This is a genomic window from Streptomyces sp. NPDC012637, from assembly GCF_042954805.1.
In the GTDB taxonomy this organism is placed as follows: domain Bacteria; phylum Actinomycetota; class Actinomycetes; order Streptomycetales; family Streptomycetaceae; genus Streptomyces.
Window position 1 is genome coordinate 1101050 of the sequence record NZ_JBIBDS010000001.1, and the last position, 26799, is coordinate 1127848.

At 71.8% G+C, this 26799-nt stretch carries 22 protein-coding genes; 11 read left to right on the top strand and 11 right to left on the bottom strand.

The genetic code is table 11. The features are described 5' to 3' along the window. Positions 1 to 267: 267 nt before the first annotated feature. Together ACFY8W_RS05060 and ACFY8W_RS05065 are read right to left on the bottom strand one after the other, a co-directional pair. Entirely contained in the window at positions 268 to 1872 is a 1605-nt protein-coding gene (locus ACFY8W_RS05060; RefSeq protein ID WP_391100349.1) for a protein kinase, read from the bottom strand. 207 nt (positions 1873 to 2079) lie between these two features. Then, complete coding sequence (locus ACFY8W_RS05065; RefSeq protein WP_391100351.1) at positions 2080 to 3465, bottom strand: FAD-dependent oxidoreductase; 1386 nt, start codon at positions 3463 to 3465, stop codon at positions 2080 to 2082. Between the two features lie 493 nt (positions 3466 to 3958). Here ACFY8W_RS05065 and ACFY8W_RS05070 point away from each other — a divergent pair, with 493 nt between their 5' ends. Beyond that, positions 3959 to 4498 (top strand): TetR family transcriptional regulator, encoded by a 540-nt coding sequence (locus ACFY8W_RS05070; RefSeq protein WP_391100354.1) that lies wholly within the window; start codon positions 3959 to 3961, stop codon positions 4496 to 4498. 20 nt (positions 4499 to 4518) lie between these two features. Here the strand turns inward: ACFY8W_RS05070 and ACFY8W_RS05075 are convergent, their stop codons facing one another. Continuing rightward, positions 4519 to 4770, bottom strand: a complete 252-nt coding sequence (locus tag ACFY8W_RS05075) for a DUF4436 family protein (RefSeq protein ID WP_391101727.1) — start codon at positions 4768 to 4770, stop codon at positions 4519 to 4521. A gap of 462 nt (positions 4771 to 5232) precedes the next feature. Further along, positions 5233 to 7950: an AMP-binding protein gene (locus ACFY8W_RS05080; protein ID WP_391100357.1), complete on the bottom strand. Its 2718-nt coding sequence runs from the start codon at positions 7948 to 7950 to the stop codon at positions 5233 to 5235. 172 nt (positions 7951 to 8122) lie between these two features. Here ACFY8W_RS05080 and ACFY8W_RS05085 point away from each other — a divergent pair, with 172 nt between their 5' ends. The 5 genes from ACFY8W_RS05085 (at position 8123) to ACFY8W_RS05105 (ending at position 13277) form a co-directional block, all read left to right on the top strand. Further along, positions 8123 to 9142 (top strand): extracellular solute-binding protein, encoded by a 1020-nt coding sequence (locus tag ACFY8W_RS05085; protein WP_391100360.1) that lies wholly within the window; start codon positions 8123 to 8125, stop codon positions 9140 to 9142. Between the two features lies 1 nt (position 9143). Continuing rightward, positions 9144 to 10730 (top strand): ABC transporter permease subunit, encoded by a 1587-nt coding sequence (locus ACFY8W_RS05090; protein WP_391100362.1) that lies wholly within the window; start codon positions 9144 to 9146, stop codon positions 10728 to 10730. Next, positions 10727 to 11773: an ATP-binding cassette domain-containing protein gene (locus ACFY8W_RS05095; RefSeq protein ID WP_391100365.1), complete on the top strand. Its 1047-nt coding sequence runs from the start codon at positions 10727 to 10729 to the stop codon at positions 11771 to 11773. Before ACFY8W_RS05090 ends, ACFY8W_RS05095 begins: the two co-directional genes overlap by 4 nt. Before the next feature lie 299 nt (positions 11774 to 12072). Next, entirely contained in the window at positions 12073 to 12717 is a 645-nt protein-coding gene (locus tag ACFY8W_RS05100; RefSeq protein ID WP_391100367.1) for a hypothetical protein, read from the top strand. Between the two features lie 14 nt (positions 12718 to 12731). Next, a complete protein-coding gene (locus ACFY8W_RS05105) occupies positions 12732 to 13277 on the top strand; it encodes a hypothetical protein (protein ID WP_391100370.1) in 546 nt (181 codons plus the stop codon). 234 nt (positions 13278 to 13511) lie between these two features. Here the strand turns inward: ACFY8W_RS05105 and ACFY8W_RS05110 are convergent, their stop codons facing one another. Further along, positions 13512 to 16133, bottom strand: coding sequence for an HAD-IC family P-type ATPase (locus ACFY8W_RS05110; protein WP_391100372.1), 2622 nt, complete (start codon positions 16131 to 16133; stop codon positions 13512 to 13514). A 7-nt stretch (positions 16134 to 16140) separates the two neighbouring features. Continuing rightward, positions 16141 to 16335, bottom strand: coding sequence for a hypothetical protein (locus ACFY8W_RS05115; RefSeq protein ID WP_391100375.1), 195 nt, complete (start codon positions 16333 to 16335; stop codon positions 16141 to 16143). Positions 16336 to 16834: 499 nt separating this feature from the next. On the opposite strand from ACFY8W_RS05115, the gene ACFY8W_RS05120 reads away from it, so the two are divergent. The 4 genes from ACFY8W_RS05120 (at position 16835) to ACFY8W_RS05135 (ending at position 19923) form a co-directional block, all read left to right on the top strand. After that, positions 16835 to 17458, top strand: a complete 624-nt coding sequence (locus ACFY8W_RS05120; RefSeq protein WP_391100377.1) for a CBS domain-containing protein — start codon at positions 16835 to 16837, stop codon at positions 17456 to 17458. 22 nt (positions 17459 to 17480) lie between these two features. Then, the gene (locus tag ACFY8W_RS05125) at positions 17481 to 18470 is read left to right on the top strand and encodes an Acg family FMN-binding oxidoreductase (protein WP_391100379.1); all 990 of its coding nucleotides are present in this window, start codon (positions 17481 to 17483) and stop codon (positions 18468 to 18470) included. A gap of 182 nt (positions 18471 to 18652) precedes the next feature. Beyond that, complete coding sequence (locus tag ACFY8W_RS05130; RefSeq protein WP_391100381.1) at positions 18653 to 19261, top strand: CBS domain-containing protein; 609 nt, start codon at positions 18653 to 18655, stop codon at positions 19259 to 19261. Between the two features lie 2 nt (positions 19262 to 19263). Beyond that, entirely contained in the window at positions 19264 to 19923 is a 660-nt protein-coding gene (locus tag ACFY8W_RS05135) for a DUF4389 domain-containing protein (protein ID WP_391100383.1), read from the top strand. Here the strand turns inward: ACFY8W_RS05135 and ACFY8W_RS05140 are convergent. The 5 genes from ACFY8W_RS05140 to ACFY8W_RS05160 all read right to left on the bottom strand — a co-directional run bounded on the left by ACFY8W_RS05140 (position 19863) and on the right by ACFY8W_RS05160 (position 25530). Continuing rightward, on the bottom strand, positions 19863 to 22592 hold the full coding sequence (locus ACFY8W_RS05140; protein ID WP_391100386.1) for an HAD-IC family P-type ATPase: 2730 nt from the start codon (positions 22590 to 22592) through the stop codon (positions 19863 to 19865). The two genes, ACFY8W_RS05135 and ACFY8W_RS05140, sit on opposite strands and share 61 nt — an antisense overlap. Next, positions 22585 to 23178, bottom strand: a complete 594-nt coding sequence (locus ACFY8W_RS05145) for a hypothetical protein (RefSeq protein WP_391100388.1) — start codon at positions 23176 to 23178, stop codon at positions 22585 to 22587. The genes ACFY8W_RS05140 and ACFY8W_RS05145 overlap by 8 nt, the downstream gene beginning before the upstream one ends. A 145-nt stretch (positions 23179 to 23323) precedes the next feature. Continuing rightward, positions 23324 to 23779 carry an Hsp20 family protein gene (locus ACFY8W_RS05150; protein ID WP_391100390.1) on the bottom strand — a complete coding sequence of 152 codons (456 nt, stop codon included), beginning with the start codon at positions 23777 to 23779 and terminating at the stop codon, positions 23324 to 23326. Positions 23780 to 24001: 222 nt separating this feature from the next. Further along, entirely contained in the window at positions 24002 to 24415 is a 414-nt protein-coding gene (locus tag ACFY8W_RS05155; RefSeq protein WP_391100393.1) for a CBS domain-containing protein, read from the bottom strand. A 209-nt stretch (positions 24416 to 24624) separates the two neighbouring features. Beyond that, positions 24625 to 25530, bottom strand: coding sequence for a universal stress protein (locus ACFY8W_RS05160; protein ID WP_391100396.1), 906 nt, complete (start codon positions 25528 to 25530; stop codon positions 24625 to 24627). A gap of 224 nt (positions 25531 to 25754) precedes the next feature. On the opposite strand from ACFY8W_RS05160, the gene ACFY8W_RS05165 reads away from it, so the two are divergent. Continuing rightward, positions 25755 to 26612 (top strand): universal stress protein, encoded by an 858-nt coding sequence (locus ACFY8W_RS05165; RefSeq protein ID WP_391100399.1) that lies wholly within the window; start codon positions 25755 to 25757, stop codon positions 26610 to 26612. The last annotated feature ends 187 nt before the right edge of the window (positions 26613 to 26799 follow it).

Sequence of the window (26799 nt, forward strand, 5' to 3'; positions counted from 1 at the left end):
CGCCATTTCCGTTGTCGCGGGTCAGCGTGCCCAGATCACGCGGGTGATGACTTGTTGCCGTGGCCCAGGTCCTTCACGTACGGGTCGACGCCCGTGGTTTGCTCCACGCGCGTGCCCCGGCTCGCCTGCTCGGTGCCGACCCCCTGCGCGGGCACGACGGAGCCGACCTCGCGGCGCCTGCGGGTGCAGCGATGGAGGATCTCAGCGAAGGTGTCGCGGGTGCCGCTCCCAGGCTCCTGCGCCGATGGGGCGGGACCGTTTTCGGGCTCAGCCGGCACGGCGGTAGTAGGTGATCGAGACCTTGACCGGGTTGTCGTCCGATGGGGAGTTGAGGGTGCGGATGATGGCGATGTCCTGCCCGCCATAGGCGCGGACGCAGAAGCTGCGGTTGGCGCGCAGGGTGGTGAAGGGCAGGGCCGAGGCGGGTTGGGTGTCGAGGCCGGTGAGGCAGTCGGGGAGGGCGAGAGGGCCGTCGTCCGGTGCGATGTAGGTGGTGCTGTCGTCCGGGACGTAGAACTCGCCGGCTTCGCGGCCCAGGTACCAGGCGGGGGTTTCCTGGCTCACCTTCCCGGTCCTCAGGTCGATCTCGTAGTCGGAGTCGGGGGAGGTGAGTTCGACGTTCGTGTAGGGGACGGTGTAGCCGTGGGTGGTGGCAGGCCGCGGGGTGGACGGGGGGAGGCTGGCGGCCGGTGCGGCGCCCGGCTCGTCGGAGGCGTCCAGGTATCCGGAGTCGATCAGGAGGAAGGCTGCCGTCGCGCCGACGAGGAGGGCGGTGGTTGTCAGGAGCGCGGTGCGGGCGCCTCGCCGCGCGGGGGGTGTGGCTCTACGTCTGGCGGGGGCCGGCGGCTGCGGCGCAGGGGGCGCCGGAGTGGCGAGGGCGCGTGCGGTCGGGGCATCGGCCGCCGCGCGGGCGGGGTCGAGGACGGTGGCGGGCGGAGGCGGCGTGGCCGGAAGATCCGTGTGGCGGTGGAGTTCGCTGCTGACTTGCCGGGGCAACCAGCCGTCGGAGAAGCGGAGTTCGCCGCCGGTGGCGGGGTGACTGCGGGCGGCTTCGATCAACCAGCCGGTGCCGGGCCGGTCCTCGGGGTTCTTGGCCAGGCAGAGCCACACCAGTTCGTGCAGGCCGTACGGGAGTCGGGAGAGGTCGGGTTCCTCGTGGACCGCCCGGTAGAGGGCCGCATGCTCGGGCCCGCCTCCGAAGGGGGACGCGCCGGAGCCTATGTACGCGATGAGCGCGCCCAGGGCGAAGACGTCGGTGGCCGGGGTGGCGGGAAGGCCGAGGGCCTGTTCGGGGGCCATGAAGCCAGGGGAGCCGATGCGCAGCCCGGTGCCCGTGAGGGGGCTGGCGTCGGTGGCGCGGGCGATACCGAAATCGATCACGCGGGGACCGTCGGCGGCGACGAGGACGTTGGCGGGCTTGAGATCGCGGTGGACGACGCCCGCGGCGTGGATCGCCTGGAGGGCCTCGGCGATACCGACGAGCAGCAGCAGGACGGTCCGCTCGGGCAGCGGGCCGTGGCGGTGGACGACCTGCTGGAGGGAGGGACCGGGGACGAACGCGGTGGCGAGCCACGGGGTGGCGGCGTCGGTGCCGGCGTCGACCACCTGGGCGGTGTAGAGGCCGTGGATACGCCGCGCGCTGGCGGCCTCCTGGGCGAAGCGGTACCGGAACTCGGGGTCCTGGGCCAGCTCGGGCCTGATCACCTTGAGCGCGACCGGGCGCCCGCCCGGGGTGTGGGCCAGGTAGACGTGACCCATGCCGCCCGCGCCGAGTCGCGCGCTGATGCGGTAGCCGCCGATCTCGCGGGGGTCCTCCGGGGACAGCGCCTGGAAGGCCGAGGGCGATGGGGTGGTGAAGGGCTCTGCGGTCATGCTGGCTCCGTGCGGGTCGAGCGGGCGGAACGGGATGGCGAGGGCGGTTCAGGCCAGCGTCCGGAATCGCCCCGGATCGTATCCGGCGGTGATCTCCCGGACGGGTTCGCCCCAGCGTGGCGGCCGGTTTCCCCTGGGGCGCGACTCTGTCCCCGCCGTGTATGCGGCGGGGACAGGATCCGATGGCTTCTGTTGTGTACGGCTCTCTCAGCCCGTGATCTCCTCGGCGGCGCGGATTCCTGACAGGTAGGCGCCGTGGACGGTCGCGAAGGACTTGCGGTGGGTCGCCTCTCCGGCGAAGAACACGCGGTCGCCCACGCCTGCCGCGAGCTGGTCGCGCATGACCGGTGTGGAGCCGAGCTTGTTGAACGAGTACGCGCCGCGCGCATACGGGTCGGACGCCCAGCGACTGATCTGGAAGCCGGTCGGCGCGGGGATGTCACGGCCGAAGATGGTCCTCAGCGTCTCCATGGCACTGTCGACGATCTCCGCGTCGCCCCAACTCTCGATCGTCCGCCCGAAGTCGGCGGCGTTGAATCCGAGCAACACCGGCTGGCCGTTGACGCGGGTGACGTTGATCCACTGCGCCCACTGCCCGTACTTGTCCCACGCCGGCACGTAGTTCAGCCAGTCGGTGTCCGGCCAGAACTTCCGGGGGAAGCGCAGGTAGCACTTGTTGAGCAGCCCCATCCCGAGCTTGCTGATGGCGGCGCGCTTGGCCGCGGGCAGGCCGGGGCCGAAGGTGACCGCGCCGCTCTGCAGCACACCCAGGGGCAGCGTCACCACGACCTGGCCGGCCCGGAAGGTGCCCTTGTCGGTGGCCACGGTGACGCCGTCGGAGTCCCAGTCGACGTGCTTGACAACGTGCCCGGTACGGATGCTGAGCCCGGCCGCGAGGAGGTCGGTGATCTGCCCGTAGCCGTCGGGGAACAGCACATCGGGGCCGTTGATCTTGGTGTCGCTGTCGAAGTACAGGGCCGACATCTGGCGCACGCTGCCCGAGTACTCGTGCTCGTAGTCGTTGAACGCGTTGTTGACCATCGCCTTGTCGGCAGCCGTCAGCCCGGACCAGCCCAGCGTGCGCTCGACGACGCCGCGCATAGCGGCGTCCCTGTCCTGGCTGTTCTGGTAGGCGGTCAGGGCGTCGGCGGTCTCGTCCCGCCAGCGTTCGAGGGCCTGGGCCTGGGCGCCTTCGGCCTCGCTGCCGTCGGTGAGGTACTCGGTGGTGCTCTCCAGGTCGGTCTCCACCATCCGCGCCTTGGCCTTCTCGGCCAGCGCGGTGATCGGGTTCTTGTCGGTGCCGTGGATCCAGGATGCGCCAAGGTCGACCGGTGCGCCGTCCCATGCGTCGCTGGTCCAGATGCGGCCGCCGATCCGGTCGCGGGCTTCGAGGACCAGGACGCTTTCGCCCTGGTCGGCCAGATGACGGGCGGCGGCGAGGCCACTGATCCCGGCGCCGATGACGATCACGCCGGTGCGGCCGGAGGGCTCCGACGCGGTGGCGGCGTCGATGTCGTCCGCCCTGCAGGCGGTCAGCAGGGCCAGGCTGGGCAGGCCGAGGCCCGCACTCTGCAGGAAGCGTCGACGGTGCATCGTCATGTTCATACCGATCTGCGATCTGACAGGGTCTCTGAAGAATCTCGGTCAACGTTCCGCCCCGTGCGGAGCCTGGCCGCGCCCGAAGAAGCCGGGCGGGCTCGGAGCGGCCCGGATCTGGTCCGTTCGGGAACAGCCCTCGCCGGGGATGTGCGTATCTCTCGCCACAGCGCGGCATGGGCCGGCCAGGCGTTCGGGCTCACTGGAACGGATGTGGCGGCCCCGGCCCCGGCCGCCCCGGGCGCGGGGTTGCGACCGGGGTCGGCCGGGCGGCGCTCCTGCTGGACGCCAGGACATTCCGCGGTGGGGACACGGTGCGCGCGACAGCGGTGGAAACGGGGAGGAGGGGGCAGGTCGCGGCGGTGGCCGCGGAGCGTACGAGGTTTCCGGGCAACGGGTGACACCCCCTCTTCAGTACAATGAGACTGACACTTCAAAGAATAAATTGAAACACCAGTGTGTCAATAGAGGCATGGGAGTCTTCTCGGCGATGCGTACAGACGCGACAGAGGTGCTGGACTCGGCGATCCCGGTACTCGCCAAGGACCGAGCGGTGTCGATGCAGACCATTGCCAAGCGTGCGGGCATCAGCCGGGCGACCCTGGTTCGCCACTTCCCCACCCGCCAGCACCTGGTCCAGGCGATGGCCGAGAAGATCCTGGACGACTGCGAGCGGACCCTCTCCCGGGCCGAGGCCGACACCGCGCCCATGGGACAGGTAATGACCGCGCTGGTGCACGACTACGTCCCCTTCGCCCAACTGTGGAACCTGGTCTACGTCGAGCCGGACGTCCTGGGCGTGCCCGAGGCCAGCGCCCGGGCCGACGTCGTCTTCGACAGGACCGTCGCGCTCGTCGAACGCGGCCAGGCGTCGGGCCTGCTGCGCAAGGACATGCCGGCCACCTGGCTCGCCTCGACCTTCTGCGGCCTGTCCGAGACCGCGTGGGAGCTGACCCTTGAAGGCCACATGGGGCCCCGCCAGGCTCCTGACTTCATCACCGCGATCCTGCTGCGCGGAGCCATCGCCTGATCCTCCCCAGCAACCGCCTCTCATGCTTCGTCCGAGGACGGTGCCGGTTCGACCGGCGTCCCGCGCGGCACCACGTGGACCATGACCACGCCGAACGCCACGACCCCGAGAAGCGCCGTGCAGTCGAGCAGGCAGCCGATGGGCGACGACCCCTCGGCCGTGTTGCGGAATCCGGCCAGCGCGAACAAGGTCGCAGCCATCCATCCCACCGCTGGCCACACCCGGTTCCCGACGCGTCCCCCGACCACCAGCACCCCGACCACAACCGCCATGGCAGGCGAAGGGCAGTCGGTGAACTCGCCGTCGGCCGCGGCTGTCACTTCGGTGCGAACTGCTCCCGCATGGCGGTCGCCCTTCGGGGCTAGGGACAAGGCCGACCAAGATCCGGGCCATACGCGGACCAGCCGCCTGCAGCCTGGCCGAATCGTCGTCGTTTCCGCTGGTCAGCGGCCACACGAGGCGTGTACCACCAGTAGACGGAGAACCTGCTGGTCCGGTGACTCTTGGCGGCAGGGCGGGTGTCGACGAGTTTCAAAGGGGAGTTGTCGTCTCAACGGGCCGCGACCGTGCGCGGCACCGTGCCGCCCTCGGTGCTGTTGGTGAGGATCCGGTTCACCGCAACGGCGCGGATCGGCCCTCGAAGAGGTCGATGCTTCGCCGCGCCCGGGCGAGGGTCTCCTGTGCTGCGTTCTCGGCCTTCGCGTACTGCCTCGGCGTCCCGGAGCGGTGACCGGTCAGCTCTCGCCTGTACTCCTCAAGCCCGTGCGCTGCACCACCGATCGTCCTGATCTTCCCCCTGCCCCATGGGTTCGATGAGAAAGCGTCAGGTCGCTGACCCTGCGCCGCCTCATGGTACGGCCGGGGCGCGGTCGAGGTGCGTGACACGGCTGAGCGGCGGTGCCCGCCGTGTGGCGTCTGACGGTCCGGAGGTCCGCCACCCACCGGACGAGCCGGTTGACGGCTGCGGCGTATCCGATGCCGAAGAGCAGGGAGACGATGAGCGCCAGGGGTTCCGAGACGTCGTCGAAGAGCGGAAAGACCTGCCAGTGCGTGAGGTAGATGGCGAGCGAACTGCCCGCGAGCAGGCCGGCCACCTGGTTCACGCGACGAGAACTCGGCAGCGTGGGAAACCACACCAGGAGGCAGAAGCCCACCATGACGAACAGCTCCCGGCGCGGCTCTCCGGGGAAGAAGCCGGGGACGCTGGCCAGGGCGGTGGCCGTCACCAGCAGCCTGTGCGGCACGGTGCGCGACCGGGCTGCCGCCCAGCCGAGGGCGAAGAGCCAGAACACGGTGATGGCGTCGGTGATCTGGGCGCGGGCCGGCAGGCCCACCAGTTCGTAGCGGGTGAGCAGTCCGAGACCGGCCAGGGCGACCGGCAGCCCGTAAGGAAACCGGCGCTCGAGGCGGTGGACCGCGGGGGTGGCGAGCAGTGCCGTGAGGGCCAGCAGGATGTAGACGAGCGCCTCGACGAACCACAGATGGATGCCGGCCCCCATGACCTCCGGCCATAGCGCGTTGTGCAGGAGGAACAGGTTGGACAGGTCGTAGTCGTCGCTGATGAGGAGGGCGACGGCGGTCCAGGCCATGGTGGGGACCGCAATCCGCGCGATGCTGCGGAGCGAGCGACGCGTCCGCTCGGCGCGTTCGTCCGAGGAGAGCAGGAAGCGGGCGAAGTTGAACCCGGCGACGGCGAGCAGTAGGTGGGCTCCGCCGCGGATCTCGAAGAGACGGATGTGGGAGCCGACGACACACACGATGGCCACCGCACGCAGGACGACGCTGGTCTCCAGGCTCCTCCGCCGCGACCGGCCGCCCCTCCCGATCCTGGCGGGCCGCTCCAGCTCGCGGATGGGTGTCGTGTGCCAGTTCACGGGCAGACGTCCGAGGCGTGCTTCGAGGTGGAGGGACATCTCGACGTACGACAGGGAGTCGCCGCCGAGGGAGACGAACGAGCTGTCGGGCGTCACGTCGGGGCGGTCCAGGATCCGTGCGTAGAGCGCGCAGAGGTCGTCCGGCGTTTGCTCGCCGTCGGCCGCGGGCTGTGCGGCCGACCGGCTCAGCGCGCGTACCGCCTGGTAGTCGGGCTTGCCGCTGGCCAGCCTGGGCAGTTCGGGCAACAGACGGACGTGGACGGCGCGGGCGGGAAGGCCGCATTCGTCCACCACCTGTCTTCGGATGCGCCGCTCGTCCCAACCTGGTGTGGGGACGACGGCGAGGGCGACCCGCTCGTCGTCGCCCGTGCACAGGGCGTTCAGACCGTGGCGTTCGAGCAGGGCCTCGATCCGCTGCGGGTCAACGCGCAGGCCGAGGATCTTCAGGAAGCGGCTGCGTCGCCCGACGATCTCGTACAGGCCGTCCTCAGTGCGGCGGGCGAGGTCGCCGGTGCGCAGGGCGTCGACCGTACGGCCCAGCGCGAGGTCTTCGGGGGTGTGGGCGTAGCCGAGCATGACGTTCGGGCCGGTGTAGACGAGTTCGCCCACGCCGTCGGACGCGTCCTCGACCGGCTCCAGGCGGAACGTGCCGCCCGGAACAGGGACGCCGATGGCCGTCGGGTGCTCGGCGGCCAGCGCGGGAGGCAGGTACGCCATGCGCGCCGTCGCCTCCGTCTGGCCGTACATGACGAACAGGTCCCAGCCGCGCCGCCGTCCCAGTGCGGCGTACTTCACGACCCGTTCGGGCGCGAGACGGCCGCCCGCCTGGGTGATGTACCGCAGCCGGGGGAGCTCCATGTCCGCGAAACCGACTCGGTCGAGCAGATCGAAGGTGTACGGGACGCCCGCGAGCGCGGTGCCGCCGGCCGTCCGGAAGAGGTCCCAGAAGCAGGCGTCGGCGACCGAGAGGTCGGTGAGGACGAGTCCGGCGCCGCGCAGCAGGTGGCTGTGGATGACGGACAGGCCGTAGCAGTAGTGCATCGGCAGGGTAGTGGCGGCCCGGTCGGTATCGCGGATGCCGAGGTACGTGGCTATCGACTCGGCGTTGGCCTGGAGGTTTTCGTGGGAGAGCCGGACCAGCTTGGGCGAGCCCGTGGAGCCGGAGGTGCTCAGCAGCAGGGCGAGGTCGGGGTGGAGGGCGTGTGCCGAGGTGGGGCGCCGCTCCTCGATGCGCCACTCGTCGCCGTCGTCCGGGTGGACCACCACGTCCGGGTCGTATGCGGCGGTGAGCGCGGCGACCGACTCGTGGTGGTCGCCGGGCACGAGCAGCACGATGTGGCCGGCCGACAGGGCGGCCAGATGAATGACGAGCGCCCCCATGGTGTTGGCGCCCGGCAGCAGGAGCAGTCGCCGCTCCTGGCCGAGGCGTCGGGCCGTCTCGTCGACCCGCGCGGCCAGCTCACGGTAGGAGAGTTCACCGTCGGCGGTCAGCAGGGCGGTGCGGTCGCCGTGGCGTGCGAGGTCGCGGGCGAGAGGGAGGGCGTGGCCGCCGACGGGCGGGGCGGGGAGGAGCGTCACGGGCGCATCGTAGGTAAGGCTTTCCTTAGCGAAAAGAGGGGGAGGTTGCTCCGGATGCCGATCTGCGACTGGGTCGTTATCAAAGCCTGACTTGACCCTTAGGTTAGCTTTACCTTATCAATGCCGTATTCACAGGTTTCCCGGTAGAGAACAGCAGGAAGGCCCCTCCCGTATGCGCCGCCCCTTGGCCCGCACGCTGACCGCGTTCACCGCGGCCGTCCTGCTCGCCCCCCTCCTTGCCGCCTGCGGCAGCGACGAGCCGGCCGACCTCGTCATCTACTCCGGCCGCAACGAGAACCTCGTGAAGCCGATCATCGAGAAGCTGGAGAAGCACCTCGGCGCCAACGTCGAGGTCCGCTACGGCGACAGCGCCGAACTCTCCGCGCAGCTCCTGGAGGAGGGCGACAAGACCGAGGCCGGCCTCTTCCTCTCCCAGGACGCGGGTGCGCTCGGTGCGCTCTCCAACGAACAGCGCCTCGCTCCGCTGCCCCAGGCCACCCTCGACGAGGTGGACGCCGCTTACCGCGGTTCCGCGGGCGACTGGGTCGGCGTCAGCGGCCGCGTACGTGTCCTCGGCTACAACCCCGACCAGGTGCCGACGCCTCCGAACAGCGTCCACGAGCTGGTGAAGCCGGAGTGGAAGGGCAGGATCGGATTCGTTCCGACCAACGCCTCCTTCCAGGCGTTCGTCACCGGCATGCGCGTCCTGGAGGGCGACGAGGCCACCCGCACCTGGCTCAAGGGCCTCAAGGCCAACGAGCCCAAGGCGTACGAGAACAACCTCAAGGTTTTGGAGGCCGTCGACAAGGGCGAGGTCTCGCTCGGCCTGATCAACCACTACTACTGGTACGAGCAGGCCGCTGAGAAGGGCGCGGACAAGCTCAAGGCCAGGGTCCACTACCTGCCCAAGGGCGACCCGGGCGGCCTGGTCAACGTCGCCGGCGTCGGAGTCCTCAAGGGCGCCGACAAGAAGCAGGCCGCGTTCGCGCAGAAGGCCGTCGACTACCTCCTCTCCGCCGAAGCCCAGGAGTACTTCGCCCAGGAGACCAAGGAGTACCCGCTTGCCGCCGGAGTGAAGACCGCCGAGGGCGTACCGCCGCTGGAGACCCTGCAGCCGCCGAAGATCGACCTCGGCAGGCTGGCCTCCCTCAAGGAGACGCTGGCCATGCTGCAGGACGTCGGACTGGTCTGACGTGACCGCACCGGAGCCCTCCGCCCCGGTCCTTCGCGACCCCCGCCCGGCGGGCGCCCCGGCGCCTGCCGGGCGGGGACGTGTCGGCCGGCCGTCCCTGATCCTGATCGTGCCCGCCGTCCTCGCGGCCGCCCTCGCCGTGCTGCCGCTCGGCTACCTCGGCGTGCGGGCCCTCGAACGCGGCCCCGCCTTCGCCTGGGAGGTCATCGCCGACTCCCGCACCGGCGAACTGCTCCTGCGCAGCCTCGGCCTGACCGCCGTGGTCGTCGCCGCCTGTCTGCTCATCGGCATCTCGCTCGCCTGGCTCACGGTCCGCGCCGCGCTGCCAGGAGCCCGTGCCTGGTCGGTACTCGTCACGCTGCCGCTGGCGGTGCCCAGTTACGTCACCGCGTTCGCCTGGCTGTCCGCCGTGCCGTCCCTCGCCGGCTTCACCGGCTCGGCGATCGCACTGACCTTGGCGAGCTTTCCCTACGTGTACCTGCCGGTCGCCGCCGCGCTGCGCGGTACCGATCCCGGGCACGAGGAGGTGGCGCGCTCCCTCGGTCACGGCCCGCTTCACACCTTCCTGAGCGTCACACTGCCCCAGCTGCGCCCCGCGGCCGCCGGCGGCGGACTCCTCGTGGCGCTGTACGTGCTCTCCGACTTCGGTGCCGTCTCCCTCATGCGGTACGACACCTTCACCCGCGGCATCTACACCTCCTACCGCGCCAGCTTCGACCGCACCCCGGCGGCAGCACTCAGCGCCGTCCTGGTCCTCATGACGGTCCTGCTCGTCGCGGCCGAGAGCCGCACCCGGGGGCGCGCCGGGTACGCCCGCACCGGCACCGGAACCGCCCGGCGGGCCGTCCCCGCTGCTCTCGGACGCCTGAAGGCCCTCGCGCTCGCCTGGTGCGGCGCCGTCGTCGCTCTGGCAGTCGGCTTCCCGCTCGCCACGCTCGGGTACTGGCTCGCCGTCGGAACCTCCGCCACGTGGGACCCGGCATTGCTGACCACCACCGCGCTGACCACCCTTGGCGTGGCCGCCGCCGGCGCCGCCCTCACCGCGGTGCTCGCGCTGCCGGTCGGCGTCATCGCCGCCCGCCACCGCGGCCGGCTCGCCACCCTCCTCGAACAGGCCACGTACGCCGGCCACGCCGTACCCGGCATCACCGTCGCCCTCGCACTCGTGTTCTTCGCCGTCCGCTACGCGCGCCCGCTCTACCAGGAGACGCCGCTGCTGATCTGCGCTTACGCGGTGCTCTTCCTTCCCGTCGCGGTGGGCGCCACCCGGGCCGCCGTCCTCCAGGCGCCGCCCGTCCTCGACGACGTGGCCCGCTCGCTCGGCCGCAGCCCGTTCGGCGTCCTGCGCGAGGTCACCGTGCCGCTCGCGTCTCCCGGCATCGCGGCCGGCGCTGCCCTCACCTTCGTGGTCTGCATGAAGGAACTGCCCGCCACACTGCTGCTGCGCCCCACCGGCATGGACACCCTGGCGACCCGGCTGTGGACCGAGACCGGCAGCGGATCCTTCGCCGCGGCCGCCCCTTACGCTGCCGCGCTGATCTTGCTGGCCGCCGTCCCCTCGTACCTCCTCGGAAGGCACCGCACATGAACGAGCTCGAGGTCCGTCAGGTCGTCAAGGCGTACGGGCCGGGGGCACCGGTCCTCGACGGCCTGGACCTCAGCGTCCCCGGGGGCGCCCTTGCCGCAGTGCTCGGCCCGTCCGGCTGCGGAAAGACCACCCTGCTTCGGGTGATCGCGGGATTCCTCGAGGCCGACGCCGGCACCGTGACCGTCGCCGGTCGGCTCCTCGGCGGCCCCGGCGTCCACCTGTCTCCCGAGCGGCGTCGCATCGGGATCGTGCCCCAGGAGGGCGCGCTCTTCCCGCACCTGAGCGTGTCCCGGAACGTGGCCTTCGGACTGAGTGGCCTCGACCGCCCCGCCAGACGGGTGCGCGTGGAGGAAATGCTCGACCTGGTGGGTCTGCCGGGCTTCGGTGACCGCATGCCACACGAGCTTTCCGGCGGCCAGCAACAGCGGGTGGCACTCGCCCGTGCGCTCGCCCCTCGACCCCATCTCGTGCTGCTCGACGAGCCGTTCAGCGCACTCGACAGCGGACTGCGTGGTGCCGTACGGGCTGAGGTCCGTGCCGTGCTCCGGGAGAGCGGTGCGACCGGACTGCTGGTGACGCACGATCAGCAGGAGGCGCTCTCCACCGCCGACGTCGTCGCCGTCCTGCGTGAGGGGCGGGTGGCCCAGTGCGCCACCCCGGAGGAGCTCTACCACCGGCCGGTGGACCCGTGGCTGGCCTCGTTCGTGGGTGATGCCGTCCTCGTGCCCGGCACCGCCGACAAGGACGTGGCCACGACCGCGCTCGGGCGCATCCCACTGGCCGCTGCTCCGGCGGGCCGGCGCGAAGGACTGGTTCTCCTGCGGCCCGAGCAGCTCCGGCTCGCGGAGCCGGACGGCGCCGACGCCGAAGGCGTCGTGACCGATGTCCGCTTCTTCGGCCACGACGCTCTGGTCACGGTCGCCGTGGTCGGCCTGGACGAGCCGGTCGACATCCGCACTCCCACTCCGCTGCGGGTGGAACCGGGCCGGAGGGTCGGCGTGCGCCTGACCGGTGAGGCCACCTTGCACCCCGGCGCCCCCTGACCGGGCCCGGCCCGCCGGGCTCGCCGACGGCCGGCTGAGGCTCCTGCACCCAGGGGGCCGGGCAGCCTCGTGGCGCATCGCGAATGCTGCGCGACGAGATCCGAAGCGAGATCGACTCACCGGCGCGACGCTTGGTCGAGCCGGTGCTCATGGACACGTCCCGAGTCGCGACGATGCGGACGTGGACCCTGGCGGACGGCCTTCGAGTCCCCTCGCGGACGGCCGACCGAGGACCGTTCGGCCCCAGCGAGATGTCTCTCCTGTGGGCCAGACTGGTGGTGTCGGATCCGGGAGGTCTCATGGATACCCAGCCGAGCGCTACCGCGACAGCCGAGCCTCTCCTGCTCGACGCGGCTCTGCCCGAGTTCCGGTACTCCCGCCTGGAGTGCGCCGTGATCGCCGCCGCGCCGGACGTCGTGTACCGCGCGGCCCGTGATCTGGACATGCTGTCCATTCACTCGCCGCTGTTCGACGTGGTCATGTGGGCGCGTGGGGTGCCGGACCGGGTGCGCCGTCGGCCCGTGGCCACGCCACCTTCGATGCGGGTGTCCGACCTGTTCGACACCGCCGCGACCGATGGTCAGGGGGACGCGGAGGTCCAGCCCTGGGTTGCCCTCGGGGAGCGCGCGGGGCGCGAGATCGTCTTCGGGGCGGTCGGCAAGGTGTGGAAGCCCACCATCGAGTGGCGCCGAGTCGAACCCGGTGACTACGTGGGCTTCGAGGAACCCGGCTGGGCGAAGATGGCCGCCGCCTTCGTGGTCCATCCCTACGGGGCACGCCGGTCCCTCCTGACCTATGAAGCGCGCACCGCGTGCACCGACCCGGCTTCCACCGCGCGGTTCGGCCGCTACTGGACGCTGGTTGCCCCGGGCGTCGGCATCGTGCTGCGCGGAACGCTGCGGGCGGTCGAAGCGGCGGCGGAGAGCAGAGCAGGAAGCACCTGAGGAGATGAGTCGTGATGCGTGCCGTGATCGTGTACGAGAGTCTGTTCGGCAATACGCGCGAGATCGCTGACGCCATCGGGGAGGGCGTGAAGGAAGCACACCCGGACGCCGAGGTCGAGTGCGTGGCAGTGGCCGACGCCTTGCCGGAGCGCATCGGCCCCACCGACCTGCTGGTCGTCGGCGGGCCGACCCATATACGGGGCATGACCACCGGGATGAGCCGGAAGATGGGGCTGAAGTCCGAGAAGCAGGAGGCCGAGAAGGCGGAGCGGCCCTTCACCTCCGAGGAGGGCGCCGAGGGCCCTGGGGTCCGCGACTGGTTCCACGACACGCTCCCGAAGGCCCACACCGGCACCCATGCCGCCGCGGCCTTCGACACCCGGGCGGACATGCGCCTGGCCGGGGCCGCCGCCGGCGGCATCGCACGTCGGCTGCGCAGCCATGGTTACGAACTCGTCGCGGAACCGGAGGGATTCATCATCGAGGACACCGAAGGTCCGCTGCGCGCGGGCGAGCGGGATCGCGCCAGGGCGTGGGGTGCAGCCCTCCAGGTCGCCTGACCGAGCCACCCCCTTGCGGGAGGCAGTACCACCCGACCGACCGCAGGGGTGGTCACGACCGCTCTGCCGGCAGCCACCGCAGCCACGCGGGGCACCTCGGCGCGCCCGGAGCTCGTCGAGCAGCTCGTCCGGTCTCAGCCGCGGAAGTTCGTTGCCCGCCGGCACCGGCCCCTCGTGCTCCGTCACCACCTCCGGCCGCGTCGAGCGCGTGGTCCTCGTCAGGCGGGCGCTTCGTCACGGCCGTTCCCGTGTCCCCGACGCTCCAGCCGGGTGCGTCCCGCGGAAGGCCGTGCGGACGAGTCGCGCGGCGACGAACCCCGCGGGGGCTCCGGCCACGGCGATCCCGATGCCCGCCCAGCCGAGCGGTTCGGTCTCCAGGACCGAGCTCAGGAAGGGCACGTACAGCGCTGCCCCGGCCAGCAGGGCGGAGGCGAGGACGGCCAGGGGAAGGAACGGGTTCCTGCGGGTGAACAGCCGGGCGCGGAGTCCCAGGACGGCGCCCAGCTGGGCGGCCAGGAGGGCAAGGAAGAGAACGCTCTGCCAAGCCAGGTCCAGCGCCCGGGCACCGAGTCCCGCGCCGAGGGAGGCCGCGGTGACGACGGCGGCCAGGACGAGCAGGCGCTGCCAGGCGCCTCCGCCGAGGATGTGCTGGCCGGGTGGGCGTGGCGGTCGAAGCATCGCTCCCGGGGCGGCCGGTTCCGCGCCCATGGCGACGCCGGTGAGGCCGTGCGTCAGGAGGTTGATCCACAGGATCTGGCCCGCTCGCAGGGGCAGCGGCAGCCCGAGCAGCGGGCCGATCAGCATGACGAGGATCTCGGCCGCGCCGCCGGCCATCCCGTAGACGAGGAAGCGGCGGATGTTGTCGTAGACGCGCCGTCCCTCGTCGACGGCCGCCACCACCGTCGACAGCTCGTCGTCGGTGAGGACGAGGTCAGCGGCCTGTCGCGCGACCTCCGTGCCGCGCGCGCCCATGGCGACGCCGATGTCGGCCCGGTGCAGCGCGGGGCCGTCGTTGACCCCGTCGCCGGTCATGGCGGTCACGGCTCCCCTGGCTCGCCACGCCTCCACGATGTCCAGCTTCTGCTGGGGGTCCGTGCGCGCGAAGACCCGCACCGAGGTGAGGTCGGCAACGCGCCCTGCGGCCACGTCCGCCCCCGTGACGACGTGGTCTTCCCCTTCACCGCCGTCGCCCAGAAGGGCGATGTGCGACGCCACCGCCCGAGCCGTCGCCGGATGGTCCCCGGTGATGAGGACGGGGGTGATACCGGCGGCCCGGCAGGAAGCGAGGGTAGCCGCGGCACGCGGCTTGGGCGGGTCGCTGAGCGCGACGAGGCCGAGGAGCGCGAGTCCCGACTCCGCCGTGGTGGCCGGGCTCGGGATGTCGTTCCGCACGCCCGATGCCACGGCGAGCACGCGATACCCCTGCGCGGCCAGGCTCGCGGCCTCCTGGCGGGCCGCCGTGAGCGCCTCCGGAGTGTCGAGCAGAACGGCCGGGTCGAGTACGGCCTCGGGGGCGCCCTTCAGGCAGACCAGCACCCGGCCCTCCCCGGTCGCGTGCAGCGTGGTCATGCGTCTGCGGAGGCTGTCGAAGGGTGCTTCTCCGCGCCGGGGTCGGGTCCTCGCCAGTTCTGTGGGGTCCGGGCAGCCCGCCTTGGCCGCGGCCGTGAGCAGAGCGGCTTCCATGGGGTCGCCCAGGGCTGTCCAGCGGCCGTCGGCGGCCCCGTCGTCCGGCGGGCGCAGTGTGGCGTCGTTGCACAGGGCGGTCGCGGTCAGGAGCTCCGTGAGGGGTTCGAGCTCGTCCGCTGCCGCGGGCTGCCCGGCGACCAGGACCTCGCCCACGGGTTCGTACCCCACGCCGGACAGCTCGGCGCTCACCGATGGTGTCCAGAGGTGCTGGACGACCATGCGGCCCTCGGTCAGGGTGCCGGTCTTGTCGGTGGCGAGGACGGATACGGAGCCGAGCGTCTCCACCGCGGGCAGCCGCCGCACGAGGGCGTGCCGGGCGACCATGCGCCGGGCGCCGAGTGCGAGTGCCAGGGTGACGACGGCGGGGAGGGACTCGGGGACCGCCGCCACGGCGAGGCTGATGGCGGTGACCGCCATCGTGCCGAGCGGGAGTCCCCGGACCAGGCCGAGGGCGAAGACCAGGACGCACAGGGCGAGCGTCACGGCTGCGAGGACGCGCCCGAGGGCGGCGAGGCGGCGCTGCAACGGGGTCTGCTCGCGCCGTTCGTCGAGCAGAGCCGCGATGCGGCCGAGGGCGCTGCCGGCGCCGGTTGCCGTGACCACGGCCACGCCCCGGCCGCGCACGACGACCGTGCCCGCGCTCAGCGTCGTGCCGACGTCCTTGTCGACGGGGACGGACTCGCCGGTGAGCATGGACTCGTCCACGAGTACCGCGGACGCCTCGGCGAGCTCGGCGTCGGCGGCGACGATGTCGCCCTCACCGACCAGAAGGACGTCACCAGGGACGACGTCCGCCGCCGGGAGGTCGCAGACGGCGCCGTCTCGCCGCACGCGCGCGTGCGGCGCGGTGAGGGCGGAGAGTGCGGCGACGGCGTTGTCGGCACGGATCTCCTGCGCCACCCCGACGGTCGTGTTCACGAGGACGACCAGCCCGATGACGATCGCGTCAGGATGGTCACCGATCGCGAGGGTCAGCACGACGGCCCCGAGGAGCACCATGATCAGCGGGTCCGTCAGCTGGGCCAGAACCCGTTGGTGGAGCGGTACGGGCTTTCTCGCGGCCACCTCGTTGGGACCTGTGTCGGCGAGCCGTCGGGCGACTTCCTCCTGGGTGAGTCCCGTCGTCTCCCGCACCGGCGCGGGGGCCCGGTGCGGAGCCGGCGCCGTCATGGCGTGCTCACCCGGCAGGCACGGTGATCACCGGACAGTGGGCCCGGTGCGGCAGCCCGTGGACGACGGAGCCGACGCGCGTCCCGGTGTACCCGCCGCGGCCTCGACGCCCGACTCCGCGGCCCCGGGCAAGGGCCGTGTGCCGGTTCTTGACGGGGTCGACACCGACGACGATGCCGCCGCGGTCCGTGGTGCTGGTCATGACGTGCTCCCGTGTCCGGGGCCTTGCCGAACAATGAGCTCCACGGGGCAGTGGGCGTGCTGCAGCAGACCGAGCGTGGTCCGTCCGATGGTGGGCAGATCTCGGGCGCTCCCGTGGCCACCGTTGCGGACAGAGAGTGCTGCCCCGCAGCGCCGACTCCGCCGCCGCCCACGTCACCGCCGTGTCTGCGGACGGTGATCCGTCCACACCGACGACGACCCTGCCGAGGCCGGAACGGGCTGTGGTTCCGTTCATGGCTTCTCCTCCCAAGGGCCGCGGGACCTTCCTCCACACTGGCAACCGGACTCGGGAGGCTGGAGGGCCGCCGGGGGTAGTGACGGGACCAATGGTCCCCGCCCCGGCAGCGGGGCGCGACCTCTGGGGTGACGAGCCCGTTCGGTCCTGAGGGTGGACCGTTCGGCCCTCGCAGGCCTCGCGCGCGAGTCGGAGGGTGGTACGTAGGAAGCACCGTCCGGACCCTCGAACGGGAGGCGCGGCGATGAAGCACATGAAGGTCGGTGGTCTGATGACCGGCGACGTGGTCTCCGCCGTCCCCGCGACGTCGTTCAGGGAAGTGGCCAAGGTGCTCGCCGAGCACGACATCAGCGGGGTCCCTGTCGTGGACGACGACGACCATGTCGTGGGAGTCGTCTCCGAGAGCGACCTCCTTGCCCGCCACGAGCTGACCGTGCGGGACCTGATGACGACGCCGGCCGTCACCGTTCACGCCGAGGAGACGGTCGCGGACGCGGCACGGCTGATGGTGCGCCGCGGAGTCGAGCGGCTGCCCGTCGTCGACGAAGAAGAACGACTGGTCGGCATCGTGACCCGCCGCGACCTGCTCTGTGTCTACCTCCGCCCGGACGCGGAGATACGCCGTCGCATCCGTGAGGATGTCCTCTCGGATGTCATGGAGCTGCCCGCGGACGCGGTGGACGTGCACGTCCTCGACGGCGTGGTGACGCTGGGCGGCCGCCTCCGGCAGCGGAGTCAGGCCCTGACGCTCGTCGGACTCGCCGAGCGCGTGGACGGCGTCGTCGCCGTCGTGGACCGGCTCTCCTTCCACGAGGACGACACACGTCCCACAGCCCCCGCCCGCACTGCCCACGACATCTCCTGGTGAGTCACCGCAGACAGGACCGACCGTGTCTACCACCGCCCTGACCCGACCACTCGTGACGTCGCTGATCGAAGACGCCGTCACGGCTCCCTCGATGCACAACGCACAGCCCTGGAAGTTCGTCCACAGGACGGGCACCGGAGTCATCGGACTGCACGGGGATCCGCTGCGCGCCCTGCCGCGCGAGGACCCGGACCACCGCGCCCTCCACCTCGGCTGCGGCGCCGCCCTGTTCAGCCTGCGCGTCGCTGCCGCGCACCGGGGCCTGCGTCCCGTGGTCCGGCTGCTGCCCTCTCCGGATGACCCGTGGCATCTCGCCGACGTGCGCCTCGACGGTCCCGACGACGCCGACGGCGAACTGGGCGTCCTGCATGCCGCGCTGTCGCGTCGGCACACCAGTCGCTTCCCTTTCACCGAGGAGCGGATCCCCTCCGAGGTGATCGACGGGCTGCGTGCCGCGGCTCTGCTGGAGGGCTGCCGGCTGGTCGTCCCCGGGGCCTGGCACACCGACACCGTCATGGATCTCGTCCACGTCTCCGAGCTGTTCGAGGCGGCGGACGAGGCGGTGCGCGCGGAGATCGCCGCCTGGACGCGCACGGGCGCGGCCGGGGAAGGACCCGGCACCGAGGGCATCCCGGCGTACGCCTTCGGCCCGCGGCAGTACGACGTGACCTCCCCCGTCAGGGACTTCGGCACTCCCCGCACGGTGCCCGGCCGCGTCTCGGCACGCTTCGAGAGGAGGCCGCAGATCGCACTGCTCGGTACGGTCGGCGACACCCGGGAGGACTGGCTGAAGGCCGGCCAGGCCATGCAAAGGGTTCTGCTGCAGGCCACCCTCGACGGCCTCTCCTCCTCTCTCATGTCCCAGCCGCTGGAGTGGCCGGAGCTCCGTACCGACGCACGCGATCCCGGCTCGACGATCGGCTTCGTCCATATGGTGTTCCGCTTGGGCTACGGGCCCCGCGGTCGGGCCACGCCACGCCGTCCGGTCTCCGAGGTGCTCGCCTTCGACTGAACGGTGTCGCACGGACAGAGCCACTGCTCACGGAGCGACCATCTGCGCCCAGGGCACCTCCGTCGGTGAGGCGGTATCCGCGGCCGTTGCGGCAACGCCGGCACGCCGACTCCTCAGGTAAGGAAAGTGCGATGGCACCTCAGCCGTTCACCGTCCCCGATGTGAGCCGGGGGTGACAGGCGATGAGGCACCGCAGCGTCGCGGATCAGATGACGCCCACGGCGGTCAGCGTCGTACCGGGCACGACGTTCGAGGAGATCACACGGCTCCTGGACGAGTTCGACATCACCGCGGTGTGCGTGGTGGACGAGTCGAACCGGCCTCTGGGCGTGGTCTCGGAGGCGGACCTGGTACGCCGCCGTGCCGCCGGGGCCGCGCTCGACACCGCGGGCGTGCTCATGTCGAGTCCCGCCATCGTCGCCCGACCTGAGTGGAGCGTGGTGCGGGCCGCCCGCGTGATGGACCGGGCGAGGGTGAAGCGCCTGCCCGTGGTCGACGACGGCGGGCAGCTCGTGGGCGTCCTCAGCCGCAGCGACCTCGTCCAGCTGTTCCTGCGCAGGGACCATGCGATCCAGGAGGAGATCGTCGAGGACGTGGTCACCCACACCTTGGGGCTGAACCCGTCCGCCCTGTCGGTCGAGGTGACGGACGGCCGGGTCACGCTCAGCGGCACCGTAGGGCGTCGGAGCCTCGTTCCGGTGCTTCTCCGGCTCTGCAACAGCGTCGACGGTGTCGTGGGGGTCGTCGACCGGCTCGCGTACGAAGACGACGACCTGCCGAAGGAGGGGTGAGCATGAACACCCCGAGCACCCCGCATGCTCCCGTGGTGGTGACGGCCGAACTCGACAGCCGGCTGTCCCGCTGGCTGTGGCTGGTGAAATGGTTGCTGGTGATCCCCCACTGGATCGTGCTGTTCTTCCTCTGGATCGCCTTCCTCGTCGTGGCGGTGATCGCCTTCTTCGCCATCCTGTTCACCGAGCGCTTCCCACGGGGCCTGTTCGACTTCAACCTGGGCGTGCTGCGCTGGTCATGGCGCGTGTCGTACTACTCGTACGGCGCCCTGGGCACCGACCGCTACCCGCCCTTCAGCCTGGGCCCCGAGCCCGGCTACCCCGCCCGGCTGGACATCGCCTACCCGGAGCGGCTCTCCCGCTCACAGGTGCTGGTCAAGTGGTGGCTGCTCGCCATCCCCCACTACCTGGTGATCGCCTTCTTCACCGGCGGGATGGAGGTGCACTGGTGGAGCGGCGGCCTGATCACGCTCCTCACGCTCATCGCGGGCTTCGCCGTGGCCTTCACCGACCGGTATCCGCGTGATCTGTTCGCCCTGATCGTCGGGCTGAACCGCTGGGTCCTGCGCGTCGCCGCTTACGCGAGCCTCATGACGGACGCCTATCCGCCGTTCCGCCTCGACCAGGGTGGTGACGAGCCGGTCGTGGGTACCGCGCGCTGACGGCGCCGCCTGGCGCGCCGCAGCTCGTCCGTGCCCCACACCAGGACCGGGAACGTCGCGATGAGCAGGACGACGTCCAGGGGCAGGGCGGCCGTGCCGAAGAGGTGCTGGAGCGGTGGCGCGTAGACGAGCGCGGCGGTGAACGCGAGCTCGAAGGCGATACCCGCGAGGAGCAGCGGGTTCGAGAACACCCCGATGTCCCGCAGCGCGGCGTGGTCGGTGCGGGCCGCGAAGGCCGTACCGACCTGGCAGGTGACGATGCCGGCGAAGGTGGCCGTGGTGGCCGTCACGTAGGCGTGGTGCAGGGAGCTGCCCGTACCCGTGGGATCGCCCGGCTGCCAGCCCGCGCGCCAGAGCACGTAGAAGAAGCCGACCATGACGAGGGCGGCCGACATCAGGCCCAGGTAGCCCCAGCTGCGCACGAGCATGTCGCGGGAGATCACTCCCTGGTGCCGTGGCCGGGGCGGCCGCTGCATGATGCCGGGCTCGGAGCGTTCCCGGCCGAGGGCGAGGGCGGGCAGGGTCTCGGTGCCGAGGTCGATGGCGAGGATCTGCAGCACGGTGAGGGGAAGGGGGACGGCGCCGGCGGAGAGCGCGAAGACGAGGAAGGGCACGATCTCCGGCGTCGCGTGGGCGAAGATGTAGACGATGAACTTGCGTACGTTGTCGTAGACGCGGCGCCCGGATTCGACCGCGGTCACGATGGTGGCGAAGTCGTCGTCGGTGAGCACCATGGTGGCGGCCTCGCGGGCCACGTCGGTGCCCGAGCGTCCCATGGCCACCCCGATGTGCGCACGGTGCAGCGCGGGGGCGTCGTTGACCCCGTCACCTGTCATGGCGACGATCCGGCCGTGGGCCCGCAGGGTGTCGGCCACCTTGAGCTTCGTCTCGGGCGAGGAGCGGGCGAAGACGATCTCGGCGTCGCCCTCCACGAGGAGCCGGTCGAGCTCGTCGTCGCCCAGCGACTCGGAGGCCGCGACCACGTGCAGGCGGGGCACTCCGATGCCCACCTCGCGGGCGACCGCAGCGGCAGTGGCTCCGCTGTCCCCCGTCACGATGTGCACGCGCACCCCGGCGTCGTGGCAGTGGCGGACGGCCTCCGCCACCTCGGGGCGCGGCGGGTCGTACAGCCCGACCAGGCCGAGCAGTGTCAGTCCCGATTCGGCGTCCTGACGGCGCGACGGCGGCTCCGCCCCCGACGGCAGGTCGCGTGCGGCGACGGCGAGGACCCGCATGCCCCCCTTGGCCAGCTCCTCGGCCGCCGAGCGGGCCGCGTCCGTGGCGGAACCGGGAAGGACGCGGGCCAGGACCGCTTCAGGCGCTCCCTTGGCGACGATCCGCAGGCGACCCGTCGCCTCGTCGTCCTGCACGACCGACATCAGCCGGAGTCGCGGATCGAAGCGGAACAGTCTGCGCCGTGCAGCGTCGCGCCGGCCGAGATCCACCGGGACTCCGTGGTCGGCTGCTCCGGTGACGAGGGCGGCCTCGGTCGGGTCGCCGTGCAGCTCGCCCTCGTCCTCACGGGTGACGGTGGTGCACACGGCGCTCGCCCGCACCAGCTCGTGCGCCCAGGGGCCGGTTCCCGCTCCGTGCTCCGCGGTCCAGAGCTCTCTCAGGCGCATGCGGTTGCGGGTCAGCGTGCCGGTCTTGTCCGTGCAGATGACGTTCGTGGAGCCGAGCGTCTCCACCGCGCTGAGTCGCTTCACCAGCGCGCCTTCGCGGGCCAGCGCGCGGACGCCGACCGCGAGGGCCAGCGTGATGGTGGGAAGCAGCCCCTCGGGGACGTTGGCGACGAGGAGTCCGATGGCGAACGTGAGGGAGTCGGTCACCGGCAGTCCGACAGCCACGCCCAGGACCAGGAACACGGCCCCCATGCCGGTGGCGACGCCGGCGATGAGCCAGGCGACCTTCCTGACCTGTCGTTCCAACGGGCTCGCCTCGCGCCGGGTCCGCTGGCTGAGGGCGGCGATCCGGCCGATCTCGGTGTGGTTGCCGGTGGCGAACACGACGGCCCGGGCCTCCCCCTCGACGCACGTCGTCCCACTGAAGACGAGGTTCGGCTCCTCCAGCAACGGAGCACCGAGGAGCCCGGCCGCGGCCATGCGTTCGGCGGGGACGGACTCCCCCGTGAGCATCGACAGATCGACTTCCACGCCGCCTTCGGTGACGCGCGCGTCGGCCGGTACCTTGTCGCCCTCTTCCAAGAGGATCACGTCGCCGGGCACCAGGTCGCGGGCCTCCACGGTGAGGGGCCGGCCGTCGCGTACGGCGAGGGCGTGCTCGGGCAGATAGCGCGCGAGGGTCTCCACCGCCCGCTCGGCCTGGCGCTCCTGCAGCAAGGCGAAGCCCGCGTTGACGGCGATGACCGCCAGGATCGCCCAGCCGAGCACTCCGAGGTCCGCGACGAAGGCCAGCGCGGCGGCGGCCCAGAGCAGCAGAGCGAGGGGGTGGACCAGCTGTCCGGTCAGCTCCCGTACGAAAGAGGAGCGGGCCTTGCGTCGTACCTCGTTGGGCCCGTGAACGGCGAGCCGGCGGGCCGCCTCGCGAGCGGACAGCCCGTCCGGCCCGGTGGCGAGTTCACGGCGCAGCCTGGGCAGGGGCTCGCTGGGGTCGAAGGGCAGCGCCTCGGTGGGCGTGGCCGCCCGGCCCGTGGCGGCGTGGTCAGTCATCGTCGGTCCCCGGAGCGCTCCCCCGGCGGAGCCGACCGGACCACACGGGTTCGACCTGTTCCCACTCCTGTTCCCAGACCGCGAGCCGGCGGGCTTCGGTCCGCCGCCGGACGAGGACGAGGGCGCCGGTCCCGACCGCTCCGACGGCGGCGGTGACAGCGGTTCCGCCCGAGAGAGAGGTCAGCGCGCGGTCGGCGGCGCTGCCCGGCGGGCCCGCGGGGGCTCCGGAGTCGTCCACCCAGATCGTCACCTTGCGGCCCTCGGGCGTCCGGGGAGGAACGGGGACGGTGCCGGACCGACGGACGTCGTCGGGCTGTGCCCAGACCGCCGGTGCGACGGACCGCGGTGTCGATCCGGAGCGGCTGGCGACGGGCGGGTCCTTGGCCGGCCCGGTGGTGGTCGCCTGCACTTGGTGGCGGTGGGCGGCGAGCTCGCGGTCGGCCCTGGCTCCGGCGCTCCACAGGCTCATGACGGCGACGACGCCGCAGACCAGGGCGATCACCAGGATGAGGAGGGGTGCGGCGCATCCGCCGGCTCCTCCCCCGGACGGCCTGAGCCGCTCCTCCGACCGATTGTGGTGGTCCATGTCGCACCTCTGGGTGGAGTGGCCTCCAGGACGGGCCGACGAGACCGTTCAGCGAGGGGTGCCGGGTTCGGTCCCTATGGGGTGGGCCCGGTCCCGGGTCCGTTCCGGGTCGCGGATGTCCCCGCCTTGCCGACTCGCCTGGGGTTCACGACGTGGCTCCTCCGGGCGGGGTGTCGCCCCGCTTCACCGGGATGGTGCGTGCGGCGCCGGTCCTCTCCTCGGGCATCGGAACGCGGATGGTGAGGATGCCGTCCGCGTACGACGCCTCGACGTCGTCGGCCGGGATCGTGGCCGGGAGACGCACGGTCCTGCGGAACGATCCGTAGCGGAACTCCGAGTGCTCTTTGTCCTCCTCGCTCTCGCTGTGCTCCGCGCTCACCGTGATCAGGTTGTCCTCGACGGTGATGGTGAAGTCGTCGGGGTCCATTCCGGGCAGTTCGGCCCGCAGCACGTACCCGCCGGCGCCGCTGGACACTTCCACCGGGATGGAGTGCGCGGCCGTCGCGGGGCGCCATCCGGGCAGTCCCGGAAACTCGCGGTTGAACCAGCTGTCGAAGTCGGGGAACAGGCTGTGCCTGCGCTCCACCTTGCCTCCGGCCATTGTTCTGCTCCTCGTTTCGGGGCCCAGGACGGTCGCCGAGGACCCGGGTCGGGTGCGGACGGGCGGTGGACCGGGTTCGACCGGGTCACGGGGGCCGGTCCGTCTCCGTAACCCCATCGTCCGCCCGCGAGGTCATGCGGCGCAGCGTGCACGGGAGCTGTCCGTCGGGCCGAAGGGCCGTACCTGGACCGACCGGCCCCTGGCGCCACGGCTCTGGTGCCGTCAGCGGCAGATCTCCTCGACGAAGTGGCCGACTCGTTCCTCCGGCAGGTGCTTCGCCAGGTCCGCCTCGCTGATCATGCCGACCAGGCGGTGGTCGTCGATCACGGGCACGCGTCGGATGCGGTGGTCCTGCATGGTCCGGAGTACCTCTTCGCTGTCGGCGCCCGCGTCCACGGTGACGGGCTTGCCCTGGGCGAGGTGACCGGCTGTCATCCGTTGGGGGTCCTTGCCCTTGGCGAGGCACTTCACGACGATGTCCCGGTCGGTGATGATGCCGTGGAGCCGGTTGTCGGGCCCGCAGATGGGCAGCGCGCCGACATCCAGCTCGCTCATGCGGCGCGCCGCGTCCATCAGGGTCTCGTTCTCCTGCACGCAGCTCGCGCCGGTGTGCATGATCTCCCTTGCGGTCGTCATGGCCGCCTCCTCCTTTCCGGCCCCCCTGCCTTCCTGGCCTCCCTGCTCGTGATCCCGTCGACCCCCTGGTGCTCAAGGGAAGACGTGGGCGGGCCGCGGTGCGGCGACGACCAGGCGGAGCGCCGGTCCTCTTCGTACGGTCCCGCCGGCGGCCCATCCGGGTGCGGGGATCGGCTGCTCCCGGGGGTCGGTCCCGGGCAGTGTCTCGTTCACAGCTCCTCGACCCGGGTGGCAAAGGCGGGTGGAACGATCTCCACCGGAGCGTGGGCGTGGTGGAGCAGGACGTGGGCGACGCGCCCCAGGGACGGTCCTGCGCCCAGAACACGGTGTTCTCTGCCCATGACGAGCAGATCGGTGTGGGCACTCGCCTCCACCAGGATCCCGGGCGTGCTCGTGCCCGTCTCGACGTGATGGCTGACGACGAGCCCGGGATAGAAGTCACGCACGCGGTCGGCGAGCGCCTTGATCTCGTGCACGCGCTGCCACGCGATCTCGTCCAGGTCGTCCAGCATGGTCGCGACGCTGCCGACGTGGGTGAGCACGTTCCAGACGCTCACCAGTCGCAACACCGCCTTGCGTGCGTCCGCCTCGGCGGCCGCGACGAGCAGCCAGCCGACATCCGATGCGCCGTGCACGGCTGCCGTCACCGATCCCGACTCGGGGCGGTCACCGTCGCCGCGGACGACGATCACGGGCACCTCGGCGCGGGCCGCCACCCCCATTCCGACGGAGCCGAGCATGAGAGTCGAGAAGCCGCCGAGCCCCCGGTTGCCCACCACTATCGTGCCCCGATGGCCGGCAGCCGCCCGGAGACCGGCGACCGGCTCCTGGCGGCTCAGTTCCTTCGTGACGGCAAGGTCCGGAAAGCGCTCGTGGACCGCGCTCTCGGTGTCGATCAGCAGGTCTCGGCCCGCTTCGCGTACCGTCTGGATCGTCTCGGCGTCGGCGAAGAGGGCCCGACGGTCGGTATCGGCGGCGTGGACGAGATGCAGGGTCCGACCGCGTCGGTCCGCCTCGGCTGCGGCCCAGAGCACCGCCGTGCGCGCGGACGGGGACCCGTCGACTCCCACGACGACGTTGCCGAGCTCCGGTCGGGCGGGGATCTCGCTGGTCATGGCTTCCTCCTCCGGGGGACGCCCGGCGCTCGGGAGCACGTCCCGAGGGGATACCTCAACGCTGGCACCGTGGCCGGCTTCCCGGGGATGGGCCGTTCGGCCCCGATCGAGACCTGCCCGGCCCTGCTGCCGGGAGGCACGGGACCGCCAGCCTGAAGGTCGGGACGTCCACTTCCGTCCGGACCACGTACGGAACGGAGCGGACACGGTTCAGGAGGCGCACCATGACGGCCCTGGTCACCGTCGGATCGGACGGTTCAAAGGAAAGCCTCGCCGCCGTGGAGTGGGCGGCGAGGGCAGCGGTGTTGCGCGAGGTGCCGCTTCGGCTGGTGCACGTGGAGGAGTGGCCGAACACCCCTGAGGTTCCCCTGCCGTACGCCCGCACCATGGCGGAGCGGGCCGAGGGCCTCCTGCGGGACGAGGCGGTCCGCGTGCGCGAGGACCACCCCGGTCTCGAGGTCCTCGCGGAGCGTGCGCGTGGCCGGGCGGCCGAGGAACTGACGGCCGCCGCGAACGAGTCGGATCTGACGGTGCTCGGATCGCGTGGGCTCGGAGGCGTCCGGGGCTTCATCGTCGGCTCCGTGTCCCTTGCCGTCGTGGGCTCGGCGCGCCGGCCGGTCGTCCTCGTGCGCGCGGAGGGTGCCTCGGTGGCTCCCGAAGGCGGGATCGTGGTGGGCGTCGACATCTACCACCCGTGCGAAGACCTGCTCGCGTTCTCCTTCAACGAAGCCGCCCGCAGGGGCAGGCCGCTGCGGTTCCTGCACAGCTGGACGCTTCCCGCCTCGTACGGCTACGCGGCCGTCATGGACCCGGGGATCGGCGAGGAGCTGGGCGGCCACCTCCTCGGTGGCCTGGACGACCTGCTGGAACCCTGGCGCAAGCGGTACGCGGGCGTGGAGGTGACGCCCACGGCGGTGGTGGGCTCGCCTGCCTACCAGCTGGTCGAGGCGTCGCAGACCGCGCAGCTCGTCATCGTGGGACGCCGGAGCCGGAAAGTCCCCCTCGGCGCGCATCTCGGCCATGTCGCCCACGCGGTCATCCACCACAGCCCCGCGCCGGTCGCCGTCGTCCCTTTGACGTGAGCGGTCGGCTGACGTGAGCGGCGGCTGACGGAGCGTAGGGCGGCGATTCTGCTGTCGGCCACGCCCGGATGCATCACACTCCACCGGTCGGCGAGCGCCTTCCGTGCACGAGACCGCGCCGGCAGGTCGCCGGCCTGCCGCAACGGCGCCTGTGCGTGGTCACTGGCCTGTGCGTGGTCACTGGCCT